The sequence below is a fragment of the Komagataeibacter ossonobensis genome (assembly GCF_057359305.1).
In genome coordinates this window covers 1-19188 of sequence record NZ_JBXAYQ010000052.1, presented here as the reverse complement: position 1 = coordinate 19188, position 19188 = coordinate 1, and the positions used below count along the sequence as shown (strand labels likewise).

Sequence of the window (19188 nt, the reverse complement as noted above, 5' to 3'; positions counted from 1 at the left end):
CACGCCTGCACGAACTGTTCCCCTGAAACTGGAAAAACACCCGTCACGCCAATCATACACAGGCGGCCTGACGCATGCCTGTGGTCCTCGTCGGATGCTTACCTAAAGGATGAATGTCTCAACGAAACGCTGTTCACGTCCCTGACGCATGCCCGCCTGATTCTGGCCGACTGGCGGGAAGACTACAATACGATGCGTCCACATGCCCAACCGGATGGCAGGACACCGGATCAGATCGCCAGACAAGGGTATCGGGGGCATATCCCCGATACCCTTGTCATCGCATCAACCCAAAACCATAAAAACCGGGAACTCTCTTTTTGAGTGGTAACAAAAAGGGGGACACGTCAAGAGCTTTGGAACTACCTATTTTTTACTCAACATAATACTGCGCAAATTATCATCTAATATTGCGAACCATCCTGCCGGCCAAAAAGAATTATAATATTGATTCCATAAATTTTCTGAAGACGCGTTTTTTTCTGCATTCGCAATTAAGGTTGTATTCGCTCCATGTCCACTTGGATCCATACGATGAGGAAATTTACCCAATAAATCAGCCTCATGTGCACCGGGACTGGCTAACAGTCGCTGCCATCCATGACCGATAACATGTTGGAAATCCCATTCTCCTACATGGGAAGGAAGAAGAGGCAAGGAATTATCAATAAACGATAAACATGCATTATGCACGTTCTGCAAAAATAATCTCTGATCATGTGTATATGTATCTTTTGCATATATCTCCTGAAATCCTAAGAAGTTTCTCTTTAGACCGATAATGGTCGGATGATTGGCACTTATAAGAATTTCTAATAAAGATAAAGATTCACTAACGACATCACACGGCTTGTTCAATGAAGGTAGACAATAAGGAAAAGGCTTAGAACTTCTATTTTTACGATTAAAGAAATACCCTTCTGCAGGAATGGAAGATGGAATCTTTTGGTTAGCTGAGGCATTTAGACCAAAAAACAACGCCGAAGTAGAAACGTTACTATCAATAGAACGGATGATTTGATCAATGGGTTTGATCAAAGTGCCTGACCAACCAAAGTCTACAATAGATATCCTTTTGTCTTTACCTAACGGTATATTTCTATTGTAATACATTTTCATATCATTAATATTTTTCTTTGCTTTTTTCTTAATTATGGGAGCAAGTTCCCTAATAAGGGGCATTAAACGGTCACGAACCTGAAGTGATTCGGAATTGAAATCATTCCCAGAAAATAGTTTATCATGAGCGCTCTTGAAACCATACTTTTGAATATACTCTCTATAGTCTTCTTCAGATAAATTGTACACATCCATATATTCCGCTAGAGTAGAATTTATGGAGAAAAGAAGATTATGTGAGAAACATATTATGTCTTCATGTGTGCGCAGGTGTGCTCCATAAAGAAGACGGCGCGATGCAGCAACGTAGCAGGCATCGGCATTAAGATTTAAGTGACGTTTAATCCGTTTAAATGCCTCAAACGGGAGCAGACCATCACGGGCCAAAAAGACAATCTGATCAATAGATGTTCTTTGGGCCTGGCTTGCAATCCATCCCGTAAATCCAAGGATAAGTGGTCCTACCAATTCATAGCCGATATACCGGGCAAACTTTTCTTCCCAGGATATATCTTCATGCTCGATTTTCGTTCTATGAACATGGGCCAGTCCCATTGCTACCGATGTCGTAATGTTGGCCGCATTAACCAATGGATTTATACTTATCTGCTGAAAAAAGGGTCGCGCGTCGCTACCTTCCTGATAGTGAATCGCCTGCCAGCCAACAGATTCCGGATTCAGTTTATCGGAACCATGATTATCCCCAATATGTAGAATCCGGTTTCCATTACATCCAGTCTGTTTTTCTACAATAGAAAATAACTCTCGGTTCCATTTTCCTGCTTTATGTTCCCCGGACACATAGACTTCAGATTTCTGATACCCATTGTTGGTCAATACATCTTGTAGGAAAAGAGCAGGAAGATACATATCACTGACAAATATAACTTTTTTGCCTGCTTTATTAGCCAAGTCAGCCCACTTCAGTATTTGAGGATTAGATTTTAGAACATCGGCCTCAATTCTCAGCTCTTCTTTCATCAATTCAAGAGTGTCATGACTCTGCAACTGAAGTTTTTCTTCAATCACGTCATAAATGTCCTGCAAAGTAATTTCATGCGTATCATGAGTAGCATGCTTACGTGTGCGTGCCTCTCTTTCAGCCCAATAACGGATATCAGAAAGTTGATACGGCACGCTTTTAAACCTGCCAGAAAATTTATTATTCCAGATCGTAAATACTGATAATGGATGTCCCACTGTCCGAAATAATGCTGTATCAAAAATATCGAATGAGACAACATCTACCGTAGCAAGCCGCTGCATAAACTCAGCATCAGACGTGCCATGAAACTGCTCCCGCCCAGGCGGAACATAGGGGCTAGGCAGAATAGCAGATATATCACCAAACGCCTGTTGAGATAATTTCCAAGGCAGACGCGAATCAACGGACCGTTTTTCGTTCTGTTCAGTCATCTGGTGTAAGAAGAACTGAACAGGGCCATCAGCTTCTTTCTTAGCCTTTGGATTGTGGTCCAAAAACCAGTTCACATCAAACAGAGGGTGCGGATTGTACTGTTTTTTCCACCCAATTGTTGCAAAATGCACGTACGGCGAGAGTCCACTTTGTGCAACTTCTGCATACTGTTGCACGTACCATGTCGCATCAAACCATTCCACCATCTCATCTGGCGTCGGAAAATGATAAAGATGTGAACGATCCGCATGTTGCGTAGTTTGGGGCGTATTCTGAGGCGGCAAAGCAGCCGGACGCGCCGGTCGTCCCTCTTTCTGGCCATACTCAATATAATGCAGATAGGGGTTGATACCGGCCTGTGCGACATCTGGGTTCTGCAGTAAGTACCAATCCACGTCGAAGTGCGGGCTTGGGTTACGGTTTTCTCGCCAACCATGCTCTAAAAAATGGATATAGGGATTTACATTAGCCTGGGCAACATCTGGGTTATTCTGTAGGTACCACTGCGTATCAAAAAGTGGATGAGGGTTACGTTTTTCCTGCCAACCGTACTCATTAAAATGCCGCACAGGCTCGGCCTTCGCCTGAGCAACATCAGGATAGACGCTTCGATACCAGTCTGGATCAAATGCTACCTTCCAATCAGATGGAAAATTCTTTTTCTTTTTTATTATCCTCGCAACGTTATTTGCAATGTATTTATAACTCATTTTCTTAGCCATACTTCTGCACCTGAAGAAATTTTTTAATACACTGGGATGTTATGGTTTTTAAATTCTTTCTTTTCCTAATTTACTTATTACATTGCAAATATGATCTAAATTGCCTGAAGCAAGCGAACCTTTTAAGATAGAGTTCTTTATAAATGGAAAGTCATTATCCAATAATATGTCCCAAAGATCGTGCGAAGCATTTAAGTTCTTTTTCTGCAGGAACATATCTTCGCGCCACTTTTCTGCACGATTTTTCTTATACTCTTTTTGTATAAGAGATTTATAATCCCATATCGCCGACATTGGAACCTGCTGTTGCTGCATCCATCTGGAGAAACCGTATTCTTGACTATTGATGACAAACCATTTGTTGTTATGAGGACGATAATGATTCCAAAAACCACTCCAACTACGTGAGCCAACAACAGATGCCCCACAATAAACAAAAAATGACTGTAGATGCCAAAAATGCTGCCATCCATCAACAGCACCAGTAATTCCATCCTGTTGAAGGCGGCACCGATCGAGGATTTTTTTCAACCCTTGGCCTAGATAAGTAACACTATCGTTAGCCAATAAAATAGGCGAGCCAGGAAATTTGTTATCTAGGAGTTTAACGGCTTGGGAAAACAGACCCCAATCGTAAGCACGATTATCGGTGCATAGGATACGCCAGACATATTTTTTTAATGATGCTATGTCTTTGGCAGCTAGCGTCTGACTATTCGTCAAGAAAAAAATATAAAGTCCTTCTTTGTGTAATGCATCCAGATAATCAAAAACATAGGGCTGAATCGTATCATGTCTGTCATAGTGCACAAACAAGCAGATCTCCTGCCCTCTATGCGGTGGTAAGCCTACAACTATATCTTTCTTAATAATTTCATTATGGAAAGATCGCAGCATCTCATTGCGTGCAAAAAGGGCTTCCTTCCCCAATTGCCTTGAAAGCTCAAGACACCAGCCATTACGCCCCGGAGACACAACAATGGTAGAGTGTGCTCCACCTGAATGAGCAGAATATGTTTCCAGCCATTGTTTCGTAGAGAACAATGGGGAAGGATCGCGTAAATTATTTCTATCCTGCCGACAAAAATGCTCCAAACATGTCATGTTCTGAGGCATTTCATGCTGATATTTTTCTCGATAGAATTTAACATCGAATAAAATATTTGGTCCCACCTCATCCTGTCGATCAATACACTCGCGCGTAGAAAGTGACCAGTTACCACACGCCTGGCGTATCCAATCCAAGTCAATCATAGGGTGAGGAGAAGAATTACCGTACATTGAGAGATAAACCCATCTAAACAGAATAATGAATATTTTACGAATTGGGAATCAATATGAAGCAATTCCCAAATATTTTTGATAATGCTCGAGGATCGGTATTTCACCATTCCCACAAAAGTCATCTTCTAGGTATATTTTATTCCAGAAATTTGCAGAAAATATGATTTCATTCATCTTAACCGCTAATAGGGCTGCTTGAGCTTCTTTTAGTGGGTAAGAGGCTTTAGTAATTTCAGGACCATATATAGAGATCATCTCTTTGAAATAATTTTCGATCCCATCATATATCATATCAAAATAATGAAAATTGTCCTGTGCCATTCTTTTTTCTTTATAAATCGGATTTATTTTATAAAAATTATCAGAATTTGAGCAATTATAATCCACAACTTGTCCATGTGGCGCCGTCATAAAGCCTTCAAGAAGGACAGACATTGCCTTCACTGCACATTGCGGATCCGAATTTTCATTATTGAAACAACCAAATGCTTCTCCACCCGCTGTTTTATTAACATCTGCAACTTCTGGAGTAGTGGACATATAATATCCGGAAACGCCTCGATTGATTATTTTTTGAAAAGCTTTCTGTATTGTGCCGCTATATCCAATATCAACAATGGCAAGCCCCTCCTGATGCAGGAGGCCTTCCTGTCGCAGATATTGGGTCATACGGCTTAGTTTACCCGCACCATCTAGTACGATGTCATGCCGAATCTTATCCAAACAATAGGCAACATAAGCCCTATCACGTGGTAGGCTGACAACCGTATTCAAAAACTCTTCCGGACGGTCAAGTTCAAACCCAATCCGATTTTTAAGGAGATCGGCAATGGTCATTTCAGATGCCTGACTACCAAGAATCAGTCCATCATCATAATTAATTCCCTGGAGAGCTGAGAGAGAAACATTCCGCGAAATCTCAAGATAAACTGCCGGTGGTAGGTGACTGGCATCACCTCCCAGAGCTTTCCGCATTGCTACATAATATTTATGAAGAAAATATCCTTCTCTTGCCAAAAAGGCTATCTTTGTTATTCCTTTAAACGTAGGATGATTAATCATCCAAGTCATGAAGCTAAAAAATACTGGCCCTAAGATATTGCAACCGATATCTTCGAAATTACCCATATGGATAGGCCTGAACTGCCTATTCTCTAGAGATAGGCTTCCCCCGAAACGCGCAACGGGAACGCCCAGGAGCAAACCTTCCTGCCAAGTAATTCGGCGTTTTTTCCAATTTAGTGGCATAGGATAACCACGCAGCTCTGCCAGCAATGGAGCCGCTATCACGTGTAAAGCATTAATGGAGCGTACGATCGGCAAATGAACGTCTGATTCAAAATTATCGCCTGTATGGAAAAGGGTGTTACCTTCCTGCTGATCTTGTAGTACGATATCCCAGATCTGCCCCTGGTCTTTGCGAGCCTCACGGTGAGAAGATATATAAAGCTCGCTGAAATATCCGTACATATTCCATTTTTTCAAAACCTTCTCAAAGAACTCCAGCGGCATATAGGTATCGCTTACCAAGATAACGCGGCGTGAACGATCCTTGGCACGCTGGAGCAATTCGACGATCCCGTCACGAGGCATCAAGACCCGTTCTTCGATCTGGAGTTCCAGGTCGAGGGCTGTCGTGACAACATTGACGGGCCAATCACAGACATCCGCAAAATGGTCATATATATCGTAGATATCGACATCGCCCTTTGTCAGCTTCTGACGGGCACGTGCTTCTGCAGCTTTGCGGTAATGGTAAAATTCATTTTCGCTATATTTTCCAAACCGGCAACGCAGTACATGACCTATATATAAATGGATGTCGTCTGGCGTCGTAGCTTTACGGCAAAATACAGTATCGTAAAAATCAAAAGAGATCGTATCGAAGTGATCGATCGCATAACGCATTGCCGGAATATAGTCTTCATACTTATGAAGGTTCTTTTCGGTCCAGCCATCACGATAGAGGCCGCAGTCATAGTCCAGTTCCATAGGGTAGAAAGACTGGCTTTCCACGAACGTTCCTAATCCACGTTCGATAACATGTGGTACGGTTCCGTCATGACCTGCCGGTTCTTCCTCAAAATCTGTATATGCCCAAGGATATTCGAGCAGTGGCCGCAAGGCTTGGGTCCGAGCCCAGAACATTGATCCAACAGAAAAATCTTGCATCCCTCTGGATGGGACATGATCAATTCCCAGCTTTTCCAGCATGCTGGGTATCATGTGAGCGCAGCCTAGCCAATCATGAGCCCAGTGGCCAAAATCGGCAAATGTTGAAGGTAAGGCTACACCAAATTTCTTATTTTTCTGGTCACCCAAACGGTTGATAATAAAAGAGGTATATCCGCGGTTCGCGAGCAGGCTTTTGAAAAGATGATCTTTCCATCCCGTCTGTTCGTTTCCGGTTCTTAGTGACTTCTTACTGTGAATATGCAGCATAACGTCGTAAGTCAGCAACTCGCGACGGAATTCCACCAAGAAGGGGCCAAAATTACGACCACGATTTTGCCCTATTACGACCTTCAGATCGCAATCCAGACCGTATTTTTTAACGACACTCGTAAATTTCTTGGCAATACCTGCATCGGGAACAGTTACAAACAGCGCAAAATGACCACTGATATTATTAAGATATCGGCATATTTCTTCAGACATATCCGCATAAAAAATATGCAGGGCTACAGCAACCCGTATATGCTCATTCCGTTCTTCAGATTCTATTCTCTCCGAAGAAGCTAGGTTCCTTGTAGCGTGATGGGGCAGCAAAACACTATAAGCGTGACGGTGTTCTGCTTGTCCATGGTTTAGAAAATGGTGCAGCGGTTCCTGACCAGCTTCCCTCACATCGGGGTAAGCATCAAGGTATGCCTCAGGATCAAACAAAGGTCCGGGCGTGCGCCTTTCCGCTGCGCCATCCTCGCAATAGTGAAGGAATGGGTCTATCCCTGCTGAGAGAACATCCTGATTTTTTTTCAAATACCACTGCGGATCAAAATATGCATTAGGTTGTATTCCGTCAAATCGTCCAAAATTTATATAATTATCAAATAAGTTTGAATAATTTTTCTTTATGTAAGGAACCTGCGTTGCATACCAATCAGAATCAAAATATTTCTTGAGAGCCTTTTTCTGTTTTTTTGAAAAATCTCTACGTTTTTTTTTAAACGAAAGGAAATTTTTCAAAAATACCGACGAAAAAATCATAATGCAGGCTTCCAACAGAAAATCAGAGAATTTTAATGATAAACCATGGGAAAAGCAAAGACAAATTTCAAGATGTTGATCTTCAAATTATATAACATCTGATTGTTGAGTATATAATTCAGAGGATATTATGCACTTTTTTGTCCAATTGGTGTAGTGAGAAAGAATGACGATCCTATACAGATCGTAATCCTCTAACATATCAGATACTGAAAAATTTCTGGTTGTCATATTCAGGCTGAACTTGTGACGGTTTTGTGCCGGTCATCTGGGCGTTTTAAGCTCGTATCAGGAGACCGATAAGACCATGAAGCATACGGAAATTCCAAGCGCAAGGCCGTGAGGATAGCGTTGAGCAGTAGGCTGTCACGCGCGCACGTTGCGTGCCGACGTGGCTATTGTTAAATAATGGATAGTGGATTACCCTTCAGGCAAGGCGGCATCCGGGTCTCAAGCTGATCTGGCCCGCGAGAATGAACGTCTTCGCCTGGAGAATCGGCCCAGCCCATCACACACAGCATGCAGCCTTGAGTTCAATCCGCCTTTTGTGCGTCCGATATGGCGGGGAAAAGCCCCTTTTTGAGCAGGGACGCTGCTGGCCTTTGCGCCTTGAGGTGTGTCGCATCGATCATCAAACGCGTCGAGCGGCCAGCCTGTTCTGTCAGCGCGACGAAGATCCGGTCAAAGACACCCAGACGGCTCCACCGAATGAAACGGTTATGTAAGGTCTTGTGAAGACCATACCCTTTCGGGGCATCTTTCCACTGAAGCCCGTTACGGATCACATAAACGATCCTCTCAGGACCCGCCGGTCATCCACACGTGGCACCCTGTGAGCTAGAGGACAATACGGCGTAATCCTCTCCATCCGGCTCTCAGATAGCAAAAACACATCACTCACAGGGGCCCATCATTCCCGAAAGCCTGTGAATCATGGAAATCAATTCAATGAATTAATAGATCCTGATCCTAATCTACCCGTTATCAGGCTGCTGCCGCCATTTTCCAGTATATCAATGGGTTTTACAATCCACGTTGACGACATTCATATTTGGGCAGTATCAGCCCCTCGCTTTTGAAGCAGGAGTGGCATAATCACTATCAGAGCATTACAAAATCCTTATGGGTAAAAAAATAAACCCCACTAAATTTCATGGAAAATTTTTTTTACTTTGCCAGACCTCCCATTGACGTGCCTGGAGAAATAATTGTCGTAATAAGATTCATAAATTTATAAAACTTATTGGTAGCAGAATTGGCAATATAAATAATATCATCATTTCGCATCATGAATTTCTGAGCCAGAAAATAACTGTTAGGATTCATCATGTCCAACTGATAAACAACCGGTCCAGTTGTTGCATTGTTGTCAACTGGCATGCCAAGACGCCGAAGAACATCGGCATTTTCAAAACGGAAAAGATAGACCGCGTTGGGATCCGCACGTGAATCGATCGGTCCACCCACACGGGCAACGGCTTCAGCCATGGTCAGTGTAGGTGTCGTGAACTGGGTTTGGGTTACATGGCCGCTGGCACCTAATACCGTAAAGGTACGCGGCTGGAATGTGACCTGTACCCTGTCTTCCGGCTGTATCAGGATGTTCTGTTCTGGATTGTTTTCTATGACCTTGAGCGGCATTTCGGCAATCCGGTCATTGCGCGTCAGTCGGACCATATAATCTTCATCTGACTGGCTTGTGTGGTCTTCTCCCCCTGCAAGGGCAATGACATCCAGAATTCGTTCACGATTTGGAGTCAGCGGAATACGGCTGGGACGTCGTACACTGCCATATACCATAACAGAATTGGCAATATCAGATACGATCCGGACCACGACCTGCGGTGACTGAGACTTTTGCCTCAGCCGGGCTTGAATAGTCTGAGCTACCTGCGTCGTCGTCAGACCGGCTACGTGAATCTGACCTACGAAAGGCACACGAATGTTGCCCGCACCGTCAACATTCAATGGGGGCAAATTACTGGCAGTAGATGCACTGGGAATGGTTGTACCGCCGCTAAGATTCGCATTGCTCAAAGCAGCACTGCCACTAGTGGAACTGAAAAGCGCACTACCGATCTCGTATATGGAAACTTGCAGGACATCTCCCGGTCCAACCGTGTCATTCTTGCTTGAAATACGCGGCGCGTTATCAGTGTCCAGACTGCTGAACTGTGTCGGCGCTTCGCTATCCAGAAGCGTGATCAAGTCCAGGCTGATCTGAATAATTCCGTAGCCGACGGTATTTTTTTTTGGATCACGCTGCGTATGATTGATCTGCGCTTCAGTCGGGCCACTGTCAGGCAAGGAATTGCACCCGGTCAGAAACAGCAGCATTCCTCCAATCACGACAAGACGTTGTTTCCCTCCCGCACGACGTTGAATCGGGGCCGAATCTGGAGGACAGTAGAAATTGCTCAATGTAACACCGCGATTGAAGGTTAATTGGGAAGGCAACGACAAAGTAGTGTAAAACACCAGTATGCCTCTGAATATACTATCAACATAAAAGTTGCAAATGACCCGAACATATCATCTATCAGATTAAATTTTAATAGACCACATATATATTAAATGTTTCTCTGAAACTCATATCTTTGATTCAGCGTGAAAGAGAGAGGTTCAGTCTGAAGATTAATCCTGCATGAGAAGAATACATCCTAACGCATCAAACAAATGCCCTTATGGCAAAAATGGACTAAACGACAAAATGAAATGTTAACCAGGGCTTATTCCGATCTGACAGGTTTTCTTTAGTTTATTGATTTCATTGAAAATATATCAAGATTTCGCATGTTCAGTTGCTGCTCAAGCCTGTCTTGATAATATCCTGCCCGCAGTCCATAAAGTTTCTCTTATCAGAATCTCGAATTTTCCGCCAGAATAGAGCCTGTTAGATCTTGATGTAGTCTGCTGCAGCGGCGGTGAGGATGACGGAAAGGAAGGATATGGCTGTTTTCTTGTATCGGGTCGCGACAGCCCGCCATTCCTTGAGCCTTGTCCACAGGTTTTCGACCTGATGCCGGGGCCTGTAAGCCCATCTGGAACAGGCGACTTCTGGATCATTCTTTCCTGGCGGGCTGACGGGCCGGAATCCGCAGTTTCAAAGATATACACCGAATTTGTGCGAGGCATACCCGCGATCGAAGACGACATAGATCATTGGCTGTGGCAGATCCATCAAGCAGGGCATAGGCACACGGTAGTTCGTGCGCCTGTCCAGGAGAAATCGTGAAGGAAAGAGCTCTGGACTTGTGCCGGTCAGGAAGTGATTATGCCACTCCCGCTTCGAAAGCGAGAGAGCTATGCCGCCCAGATATGAATGGCGTCGACGTGGATTGTAGAAACCATTGATATACTGGAAGATGGCGGCAGTAGCCTGACGACGGGTTGGCCAGTTCTGCCTCCAGAGCCGTTCCGCCTTCAGGCTTTTGAAAAACGTTTCGAGATCAGCGTTGTCAAAACAGTTTCCCTTTCCAGACATTGAAGCCAGCAGTCCATGGGCCAGCAATTTTTTCTGGAAATCATGAGAACCGTATTAGCTGCCGCGATCAGCGGCATAATGTTCAAGGATATGCGCCAGCCACCTTCAGATCGGTGCGCTGGCAGGCCGGTCGGGATGTCCAGGCGAAGACGTTCATTCCCGCGCACCAGATCAGCAGATTGCCCGGAGTGGATTTGCCAATACCCAGATCGATCGCAACGCGCGTGCGTGACGGCCCATTGCTCAACGCGATCCTTACGGCCTCGCACTTAAAACGCTCAAGACCGGCACAGAACTGTCACAAGTCCAGTTCGCTGATGGTGCCTAGGGGCGCATCCGTCTTATGGATGCCGTGACCTATCAGGATTTCGTCCTCGAGATCATCCGCCGCTCCGACAAGGAAGTCGGCTTCAGGGTATTGCCCCGGCGCCGGGTCGTCGAGCGCACTTTCGGTTGGATGACGCGCCGGAAGCGGCTCGTGCGGGATTACAAGCAGAGGATCGACGTCTCGGAAGCGATGATTCATGTCGCCCCCGGGGTAACCTCATGCGCCGCAGAACTGTCCATCCACAACCATTCTCAAACAGACTCTTAGAAGGATATCCGTTCCTGTAAAGTCACCGAGGAGTAGAGGAAAGCAGCCAGGCCGTCCATTGTGCACACAATATGTGAGAAATTGCTCCTTTTGAACAGATGGGGCGATATCCAATAGGCTTGAGGGCACACAGTAGATACCATTACCCGTGCAGTATATCCTTAACTGTCTGTTTTACGCTTTCCTGCCATTCCGGCAATTTCACACCAAAGGTCTTTTCAAGCTTTGTTCCATCAAGACGTGAATCTTTTGGGCGCTTGGCCGGTGTTGGCCAATCTTCCGTACGAATGGCCGTTATCTCCGGCATGGGGCACCCAGATTTAGCAGCTTCCTGCAGCACCTCCACGGCAAGTCCATGCCATGTTGTCATGCCTGAGCCGGTTGCATGATAAATGCCAGCGTAAGCGTCCTGCCATCCCTGCTGCAATTTTTCAATTATTGCCAGAATGCCGGCAGCCAGATCATCAGAACAGGTTGGATTGCCGCACTGGTCACCAACCACCTTCAACTCGGGATTTTTTGCACCTGCATTGATCATGGTGCGCACGAAGTTTTTCCCATGGGAAGAATAAACCCACGCCGTTCTCAGAATGAGGGTCTTGGGATGTGCGGCCAGTACAGCCTGTTCTCCTGCCGCCTTGGTACGTCCATACACAGTCTGGGGGCTGATCGGATCCGTTTCAACATACGGCTCCCCTTTATCGCCCGCATATACATAATCTGTTGAAACGTGGATTAACGGAATGTCATGCTGGGCACAGACACGAGCCAGTTCAGCTGGACCCGTTTCATTGGCACGAGAGGCCCCTTCCGCTTCACTTTCCGCCAGATCAACAGCAGTCCATGCCGCTGCATTCACGATAAAAGCGGGACGATATTTTTCAATCGCTGCGGCAATGGTTTCGGGTCTGTCGAAGTCAAATTCCGGACGTCCGACCACCACTACGCGCGTACCGCCCAGCTTTGCCAGTGAAGTCGCCAGTTGACCCTTGCCGCCAGTGACGAGAATGGGACCACGCATATCGCTATTCATCAGATACTGAACCAGCCTTTGGCTTCGGTAAAATGCGGAGCAACCTGATCCTTGTCAGACAGGATTGCATCACCCGGATCAACCGGCCATGCAATATTCAGATGCGGACAGTTCCAGATTACGGCCCGTTCAGATGCTTTGTCATACAGACCGGTACATTTGTACTGTACTTCCGTATTGTCAGCCAGGGTCACAAAACCATGCAGGAAGCCCGGCGGAATCCACAGTTGGGACCAGTTTTCTTCCGAAAGTTCAGCAGCAACCCATTTGCCATATGTGGACGATCCGGTCCGCGCATCCACCGCTACATCCCAGATTGCACCTTTTGTGCAGCGTACGAGTTTACCCTGTTCATGCGGTGCCAACTGACAGTGCAACCCACGCACAACCCCTTTCTGCCGGGACAGGCTCTGGTTATCCTGAATGAAAGGCAGATTGATCCCTGCATCTCTCATACGGTCCAGATTATAGGTTTCAGAAAAAAAACCACGACTATCACTGAAGCGGGGTGGTGTGATCAGAATGACATCAGGGATGTCCAGACGCTCGACCTTCATGAATGGTTACTCCTTTAAACCTGCTGCTGCCCGACAAGACGGAGCATGTAGCCCAGTTCGGTCTTGGCCATCTTCTTTGCCTGCGCCAGCAGGGTATCACGATCGATATATCCCATCCGGTAAGCAACTTCGGTCGGTGACCCGACCAGCATGCCCTGACGGGACTGGATGGTCTGAACAAAATTACCAGCCTGCATCAGACTGTCAGGCATACCGGCATCCAGCCAGGCGCATCCACGGCCCAACTGGTCAACGCTGAGCGTACCTTCCTCCAGATACATCCTGTTAAGATCGGTGATTTCCAGTTCGCCACGCGCACTGGGCCTGACCCGTCGCGCCAATTCTGTCACACGGTGATCATAAAAATAAAGCCCGGTTACGGCCCAGTTCGATTCAGGCTTTTCAGGCTTTTCGACAATATTGAGTGCACGACCATGCGCGTCGAAGGAAACCACGCCATAACGTTCAGGGTCGCGTACCTGATAGGCAAAAACGGTTGCCCCGTTCGCCTGCCTGGCCCGCTGGGCTGCCTCACGTAACAAGCCGCCCAGATGGTCAGCAAAAATCAGATTGTCACCCAGCGCCAGCGCACAAGGTGCACCGTCGATCCAGTCTTCTCCGATTACGAATGCCTGTGCCAGCCCATCGGGCGAAGGCTGGACACGGTAGGCAAAACGGACCCCGAACTGCGATCCATCCCCCAAAAGCCGCTGGAACTGCGGCATGTCCTGCGGTGTGGTAATGATCAGGATATCCTGAATCCCTGCCAGCATCAGCGTTGTCAGAGGATAATAGATCATTGGCTTGTCATAGACAGGCAACAACTGCTTTGACGTGGCCAGCGTCATCGGATGCAGGCGTGTTCCGGACCCGCCAGCCAGCAGGATACCCTTCATCGGTGCGGGCTGTGTTACGGATGCGGTTGTCATGCTTGGGTTCCCAGTCTCTGACCTGTGTAGCGTTGCGCGCGGATGCCTTCCCACCAGGCGCGATTGTCCAGATACCACTGCACCGTGCGCCGGATGCCCGTTTCAAAATCATGTCGGGCCTTCCAGTCAAGCGCCTGCTCGGCATGGCTGGGATCAATCTCATAACGGAAGTCATGTCCTGGACGGTCCGTAACAAAACGGATCAGGCGTTCACGCGGCCCCTTGGGGTCGGGGACGAGTTCGTCCAACACGGCGCAGATGGTCTTGACGACCTGCAGGTTCGTGCGGGGCTGGCGTGCACCAATGGCGTAGGTTTCACCCGGCTGTCCGTATTCGACCGCCTTTACCAGCGCCTCGGCATGGTCTTCGACAAACAGCCAGTCGCGAATGTTCTCGCCCCTGCCGTAAACCGGTAGCTCCTTGCCCTCAATGGCGTTGATGGTCACAAGCGGGACAAGCTTTTCGGGGAAATGCCAGATACCGTAGTTATTTGTCGTATTGGTTACGAAGGTAGGCAGGCCATAGGTGTGGTACCATGCCCGGACGAGATGGTCGGACGCTGCCTTCGATGCGGAATACGGGCTGCGGGGATCATAAGGCGTGGTTTCGGTAAAGGGCGGATCGTTGACGTCCAGATGCCCGAAGACTTCATCGGTCGAGATATGATGGAAACGGAATGCCTTCTGCCGGCCGTTATCCAGCCCCTTCCAGTAGGCATGCGCTGCTTCCAGCAACGTATAGGTGCCGATAACGTTGGTCTGCATGAACACCCCGGGCCCGTCGATGGAACGGTCCACATGACTTTCTGCCGCAAGATGCATGACAGCGTCAGGCTTGTGGGTTTCAAACAGATGCTTCATCGCGGCAGCATTAAGGATGCTGGCAGGCACATGAAGGTAACGGTCACTCGAAGCGACCTCTGCTACAGCATCTGGCGACGCTGCATAAGTCATGCAGTCGACATTGATTACGCTATGTTCCGTCTTGTGGATAAGGTGCCTTACCACAGCAGAACCGATAAACCCGCAACCTCCAGTCAATAATACCCGCATCAATTATGCCCTACATTATAAAAATACCAGCGTAACATGAGGAATTATAACAGTAAATATATAAAACAGCAGATCTCCAAAGCACATCAACATCTAAGGCCTGTTAGGTCTTGATATAGTCTGCTGTAGCAGCAAGGAGGAGGATGGAGCGGCGGTCTTCTCATATCAGGTCGCGACAGCCCGCCATTCCCTGAGCCTTGCCCGCAGGTTTTCGACCTGATGCCGGTGTCTGTAAGCCCATCTGGAACAGGCGACTTCTGGATCATTCTTCCTTGGCGGGATGGCAGGACGAGATCCCCGGTTCCAGAGGTATGCATGGAATTTGTGCGAGGCATACCCACGATCACAGACGACATCGGTCGGTGGGTGTGGCAGGTCGTCGAGCGGGACATAAGCGGATGGCAGTTCATGTTCCTGACCGGGCAACAGCGTGAAGGACAGCGCTTTGCCATGTCCATCCGCAGCTATGCAGACCCTGATGCCAAGGCCTCCACGTGAGCGGCCAGGCGCCTCACGATCCCTGAGGCATCCCCTGTATCCTCCTTTTTGGTGACCTCGGCCGGCTTGTGATCAGCACGGATCGTCGTGCCATCGAGAAAGACCATGCCCAGTTCCGGGTCCGCGCCTCTTAACCTTTTCAAGGAGGCGCTGCCACACCCCAAGCTTCGACCAGCGAATGAACAACTGTGCGGCAATCCACCAGGGGCCAAACCCAGATGGCAGGGCGCGCCATTTCACGCCGTTCTGATGGCGCCAGAAAATCACGGAAATCGTCCGTCGCAGGTTCTTCGGTGGGGTCTTGCCCTTCGGACGGACTTCCTCGATCAAAGGTTCCCAGACGGACCATGTGGTATCGGAAAAGACAGGCTGCATCATGCCCATCACAAACAGCCATGCAGTCCGTTCTGTTATTCAGACCTAACAGGTGCTGGAAATTCAGAAGCTGTTCAAAATCCTTTGGTAGCTACAGTCCATATCCCTGAGAGTCCGTTTGAGAATGGTTATGGATGGACAGCCATTCCCTGTCCGTCAGATCGGTCGGGTAGCGCTTTAACCGCCTCTCCAGTGCGGCCATCCGGCCACGGCCTGCTCAGATCCATATCCCAAGCTTGAATCACGCCCAGGCCACCGCATCAACACATTCTCAAACAGGCTCTAACCAATGTTGAAATTTTCGCCTTCTTATGTATGAATAGATGAAATCCATCTTATGGCGGCGATAAATATAATGAATAAAATTGACTGTGCTCTTGATGATTATCAAACAATCAAAGAGCTAGAATATTTTATTTCAAATTTTGAAATAGTATCTTTTGACGTATTTGATACCTTGCTTTTCCGCAAAACGGCGCATCCAGAAGGCGTTTTTGATTATATTGAAATCAAGACGGGAAACGCAGGTTTTGCCAAGCGGCGCATTGCAGCGGAAAAAGCTGCTCGCGAAATCAATTTTTCTAAATATAAATCTCACGAAACAACATTAACGGATATTTACAAATTATTATATGAAGACGATCGTCAGCAGAGAGAGGGTATAAATCAAGAAATTGCAGCCGAATATCATTTTTTAATTTCTTATGATAAAAACAAAAAAATATATAATATGGCACGGTCATTAAATAAGAAGATTATTGCTATAAGTGACATGTACATGCCAGCGTCTGAAATAGATAAAATATTGCAAAAAAATGATATACATGTTGATGAAATTTTCTGCTCATCCAGCTACTACAAAGATTATCTATCTAAATCTAATGGAAAAATTTATCCTTTTATTTGTAGATCGCTAAATGTTTCACCTAAAGACATTATCCATTTTGGGGATAACTATCATTCTGATTTTGTTCAATCCATATCTGCAGGAATTCCTGCAATTCACACATCTACGGCATTAAGAGAACTTTTATACGATAGGAACTTAAATTCAGATTTAATAAGCGCCCTGAATGAAAAACATAATCTTGAAGGGAATATAATACTTGGCTTAATAGCAAAGCGGCATTCTGAAGGATATTTTCATAATAATTCTACATTGAAGTCATTTGGATATATTTACTCAGGTATTGTTATTACATCATTTATAAAAAATATTGTTGATATTTCAAAAAAATATAAAGTGAAAAAATTATTTCTTATGACACGCGATGGATTTATAATTCAGCGCGTTATGGATAAATTGGATTTATCTGACATCGATTATGATGTTATCTGGTCCTCCCGACGTATGTGCCTCGTACCATTGCTGGGGATGGGAAAGCAATATGATTGGGTGTACTCTATGCTGTTCCCACCTAAAGGAAATAACTCATATAGTTTAAAAGAGGATCTGATACGCCTTCACATTGATGCCCCGGCAGATTTTCCAGATATTAATGAAATATCTTATGAAATTTATATCGAAAAACTGAAAAAAATTGGTAATTTATGGAATTCTGTAGTGTGTTCGGAACGTGATTCGTATATAAATTATTTAAATGACTTGATTGGAGGGATGAATCTATCGGATATCGCTTTCGTAGATGTTGGCTGGGGTCTGTCGTCCCATAGGGCTTTAGATATTTTTTTAGAATATCAGATAAAGGGATTCTATATAGGCACACATAAGAAAGCCTATGCTACAAAAAACATTCACGGAATTCTATTCCAAGAAGGAAAACCTGAGAAAATAGCACATACCATTATGAATGGTGTGGAACTAATTGAACTAATGTTTTCTGATGCAAGCCCATCTTCTATCAGCATGAAGAAAGCTGGAGAAAAATATTATCCAGTTTTCGAAAAACGCAATGCAGCGGATGTGTCTCGCGACATATATGTAAAAGAAATACAAAATTGTATTATGGATTTTGTATCAGATATAGCACCTTATTTTTCTCTTTTTTCCGCTGATATTCTAAAAAATATGGCGGAAGATTGTATGTCTAATATTCTTTCCAGACCCACTTCATCTGAAAAGGAAATTTTGGGAAGCATTCCTCATGCCTGCGATATAGGACATGGGCGTTTTTTACCCATTTCTTATTGGTGGCATCCACACTGGTCTCAAGCCGAACGAGATAGCTTCGCACTGCATGGTCGTATTTTGCCCAAATCAGAATTAATAGGTCGTAAAATACTGGACCCCATAATAGGAAAAAAAGGAGCAGACTGGGTTATTAAATCATGGAATAAGAATAAACGTAGATTTAAATGATTCAAAAAATAGATGAATATTATCAGTAAGGAGATTGGGAGAAAGTATTTACTGATTTTCGGCCTGTACTTAGAGCCTGTTTGAGAATGTGTTGATGCGGTGGCCTGGGCGTGATTCAAGCTTGGGATATGGATCTGAGCAGGCCGTGGCCGGATGGCCGCACTGGAGAGGCGGTCGAAGCTCTACCCGACCGATCTGACGGACAGGGAATGGCTGTTCATTCAGCCATTTCTGCCGTCAGCGGCCAAGCGCGGTCGCAAGCCTGCGGCGGACCTGCGCGATGTGCCTGATGCGCTTCGCTATCTGGCACGAACAGGCGGTGGATGGCGGATGCTGCCGAACGAATTCCCGCTCTGGCAATCGGCTGGTTCTGGGACATGAGGGAGAGCACCCATCGCGGTAGTTTCGCTTTCTGAAAAGATCGGCTGTTCGGCGCATACGCTGAACGAATTGGTCCAAAAGGTGGAAGTCGAAACGGGCAAACGTACCAGCATCTCTACAGAAACTGCCGATCGGCTCAAGGCGCTGAAGGGTGAAGTGGACGAACTGCGTCAGGCGAACGAGATCCGGCGGAAAGCATCGACATATTTCGCTCA

General features: G+C 46.2%; 12 protein-coding genes and 6 pseudogenes. 5 read left to right on the top strand and 13 right to left on the bottom strand.

Going from position 1 to position 19188, the window contains the following annotated elements:
- Positions 1-51 precede the first annotated feature (51 nt).
- Positions 52-324 carry an integrase core domain-containing protein gene (locus tag AC1RQ9_RS16835; protein ID WP_485987897.1) on the top strand — a complete coding sequence of 91 codons (273 nt, stop codon included), beginning with the start codon at positions 52-54 and terminating at the stop codon, positions 322-324.
- A 42-nt stretch (positions 325-366) separates the two neighbouring features.
- Here AC1RQ9_RS16835 and AC1RQ9_RS16830 read toward each other — a convergent pair whose 3' ends face one another.
- The 8 genes and pseudogenes from AC1RQ9_RS16830 to AC1RQ9_RS16795 all read right to left on the bottom strand — a co-directional run bounded on the left by AC1RQ9_RS16830 (position 367) and on the right by AC1RQ9_RS16795 (position 11480).
- Positions 367-3258, bottom strand: a complete 2892-nt coding sequence (locus tag AC1RQ9_RS16830; RefSeq protein ID WP_485987895.1) for a hypothetical protein — start codon at positions 3256-3258, stop codon at positions 367-369.
- A gap of 48 nt (positions 3259-3306) precedes the next feature.
- On the bottom strand, positions 3307-4539 hold the full coding sequence (locus AC1RQ9_RS16825) for a hypothetical protein (RefSeq protein ID WP_485987894.1): 1233 nt from the start codon (positions 4537-4539) through the stop codon (positions 3307-3309).
- A 51-nt stretch (positions 4540-4590) separates the two neighbouring features.
- Positions 4591-7749 (bottom strand): rhamnan synthesis F family protein, encoded by a 3159-nt coding sequence (locus AC1RQ9_RS16820; protein ID WP_485987893.1) that lies wholly within the window; start codon positions 7747-7749, stop codon positions 4591-4593.
- A 495-nt stretch (positions 7750-8244) separates the two neighbouring features.
- Positions 8245-8650, bottom strand: a pseudogene (locus AC1RQ9_RS16815) (IS5 family transposase); the annotation flags it as partial.
- 266 nt (positions 8651-8916) lie between these two features.
- Positions 8917-10227 (bottom strand): polysaccharide biosynthesis/export family protein, encoded by a 1311-nt coding sequence (locus AC1RQ9_RS16810; protein ID WP_485987892.1) that lies wholly within the window; start codon positions 10225-10227, stop codon positions 8917-8919.
- Positions 10228-10642: 415 nt separating this feature from the next.
- Positions 10643-10819, bottom strand: a pseudogene (locus tag AC1RQ9_RS16805) (transposase); the annotation flags it as partial.
- Positions 10820-11021: 202 nt separating this feature from the next.
- A pseudogene (locus tag AC1RQ9_RS16800) lies at positions 11022-11287 on the bottom strand (IS3 family transposase); the annotation flags it as partial.
- A gap of 28 nt (positions 11288-11315) precedes the next feature.
- Positions 11316-11480 carry a hypothetical protein gene (locus AC1RQ9_RS16795; RefSeq protein ID WP_485987891.1) on the bottom strand — a complete coding sequence of 55 codons (165 nt, stop codon included), beginning with the start codon at positions 11478-11480 and terminating at the stop codon, positions 11316-11318.
- 63 nt (positions 11481-11543) lie between these two features.
- On the opposite strand from AC1RQ9_RS16795, the pseudogene AC1RQ9_RS16790 reads away from it, so the two are divergent.
- Positions 11544-11848: pseudogene (locus tag AC1RQ9_RS16790) on the top strand (transposase); the annotation flags it as partial.
- A 122-nt stretch (positions 11849-11970) separates the two neighbouring features.
- On the opposite strand, the gene rfbD reads toward AC1RQ9_RS16790, so the two are convergent.
- From rfbD to AC1RQ9_RS16765, 5 genes and pseudogenes are all read right to left on the bottom strand, one after another.
- A complete protein-coding gene (gene rfbD, locus AC1RQ9_RS16785; protein WP_485987890.1) occupies positions 11971-12861 on the bottom strand; it encodes a dTDP-4-dehydrorhamnose reductase in 891 nt (296 codons plus the stop codon).
- The gene (gene rfbC, locus AC1RQ9_RS16780; protein WP_485987888.1) at positions 12861-13418 is read right to left on the bottom strand and encodes a dTDP-4-dehydrorhamnose 3,5-epimerase; all 558 of its coding nucleotides are present in this window, start codon (positions 13416-13418) and stop codon (positions 12861-12863) included. The genes rfbD and rfbC overlap by 1 nt, the downstream gene beginning before the upstream one ends.
- A 14-nt stretch (positions 13419-13432) precedes the next feature.
- On the bottom strand, positions 13433-14314 hold the full coding sequence (gene rfbA / locus AC1RQ9_RS16775; RefSeq protein WP_485987896.1) for a glucose-1-phosphate thymidylyltransferase RfbA: 882 nt from the start codon (positions 14312-14314) through the stop codon (positions 13433-13435).
- A gap of 29 nt (positions 14315-14343) precedes the next feature.
- Positions 14344-15399 (bottom strand): dTDP-glucose 4,6-dehydratase, encoded by a 1056-nt coding sequence (gene rfbB, locus AC1RQ9_RS16770; protein WP_485987887.1) that lies wholly within the window; start codon positions 15397-15399, stop codon positions 14344-14346.
- A gap of 168 nt (positions 15400-15567) precedes the next feature.
- Positions 15568-16272 (bottom strand): annotated as a pseudogene (locus AC1RQ9_RS16765) (IS5 family transposase); the annotation flags it as partial.
- Between the two features lie 355 nt (positions 16273-16627).
- Between AC1RQ9_RS16765 and AC1RQ9_RS16760 the strand changes: the two are divergent.
- The 3 genes and pseudogenes from AC1RQ9_RS16760 to AC1RQ9_RS16750 all read left to right on the top strand — a co-directional run.
- Positions 16628-18592, top strand: a complete 1965-nt coding sequence (locus AC1RQ9_RS16760) for a hypothetical protein (RefSeq protein ID WP_485987886.1) — start codon at positions 16628-16630, stop codon at positions 18590-18592.
- A gap of 153 nt (positions 18593-18745) precedes the next feature.
- On the top strand, positions 18746-18973 hold the full coding sequence (locus AC1RQ9_RS16755) for a transposase (RefSeq protein WP_485987884.1): 228 nt from the start codon (positions 18746-18748) through the stop codon (positions 18971-18973).
- Positions 18912-19188: pseudogene (locus AC1RQ9_RS16750) on the top strand (hypothetical protein); the annotation flags it as partial. The gene AC1RQ9_RS16755 and the pseudogene AC1RQ9_RS16750, both read left to right, overlap by 62 nt.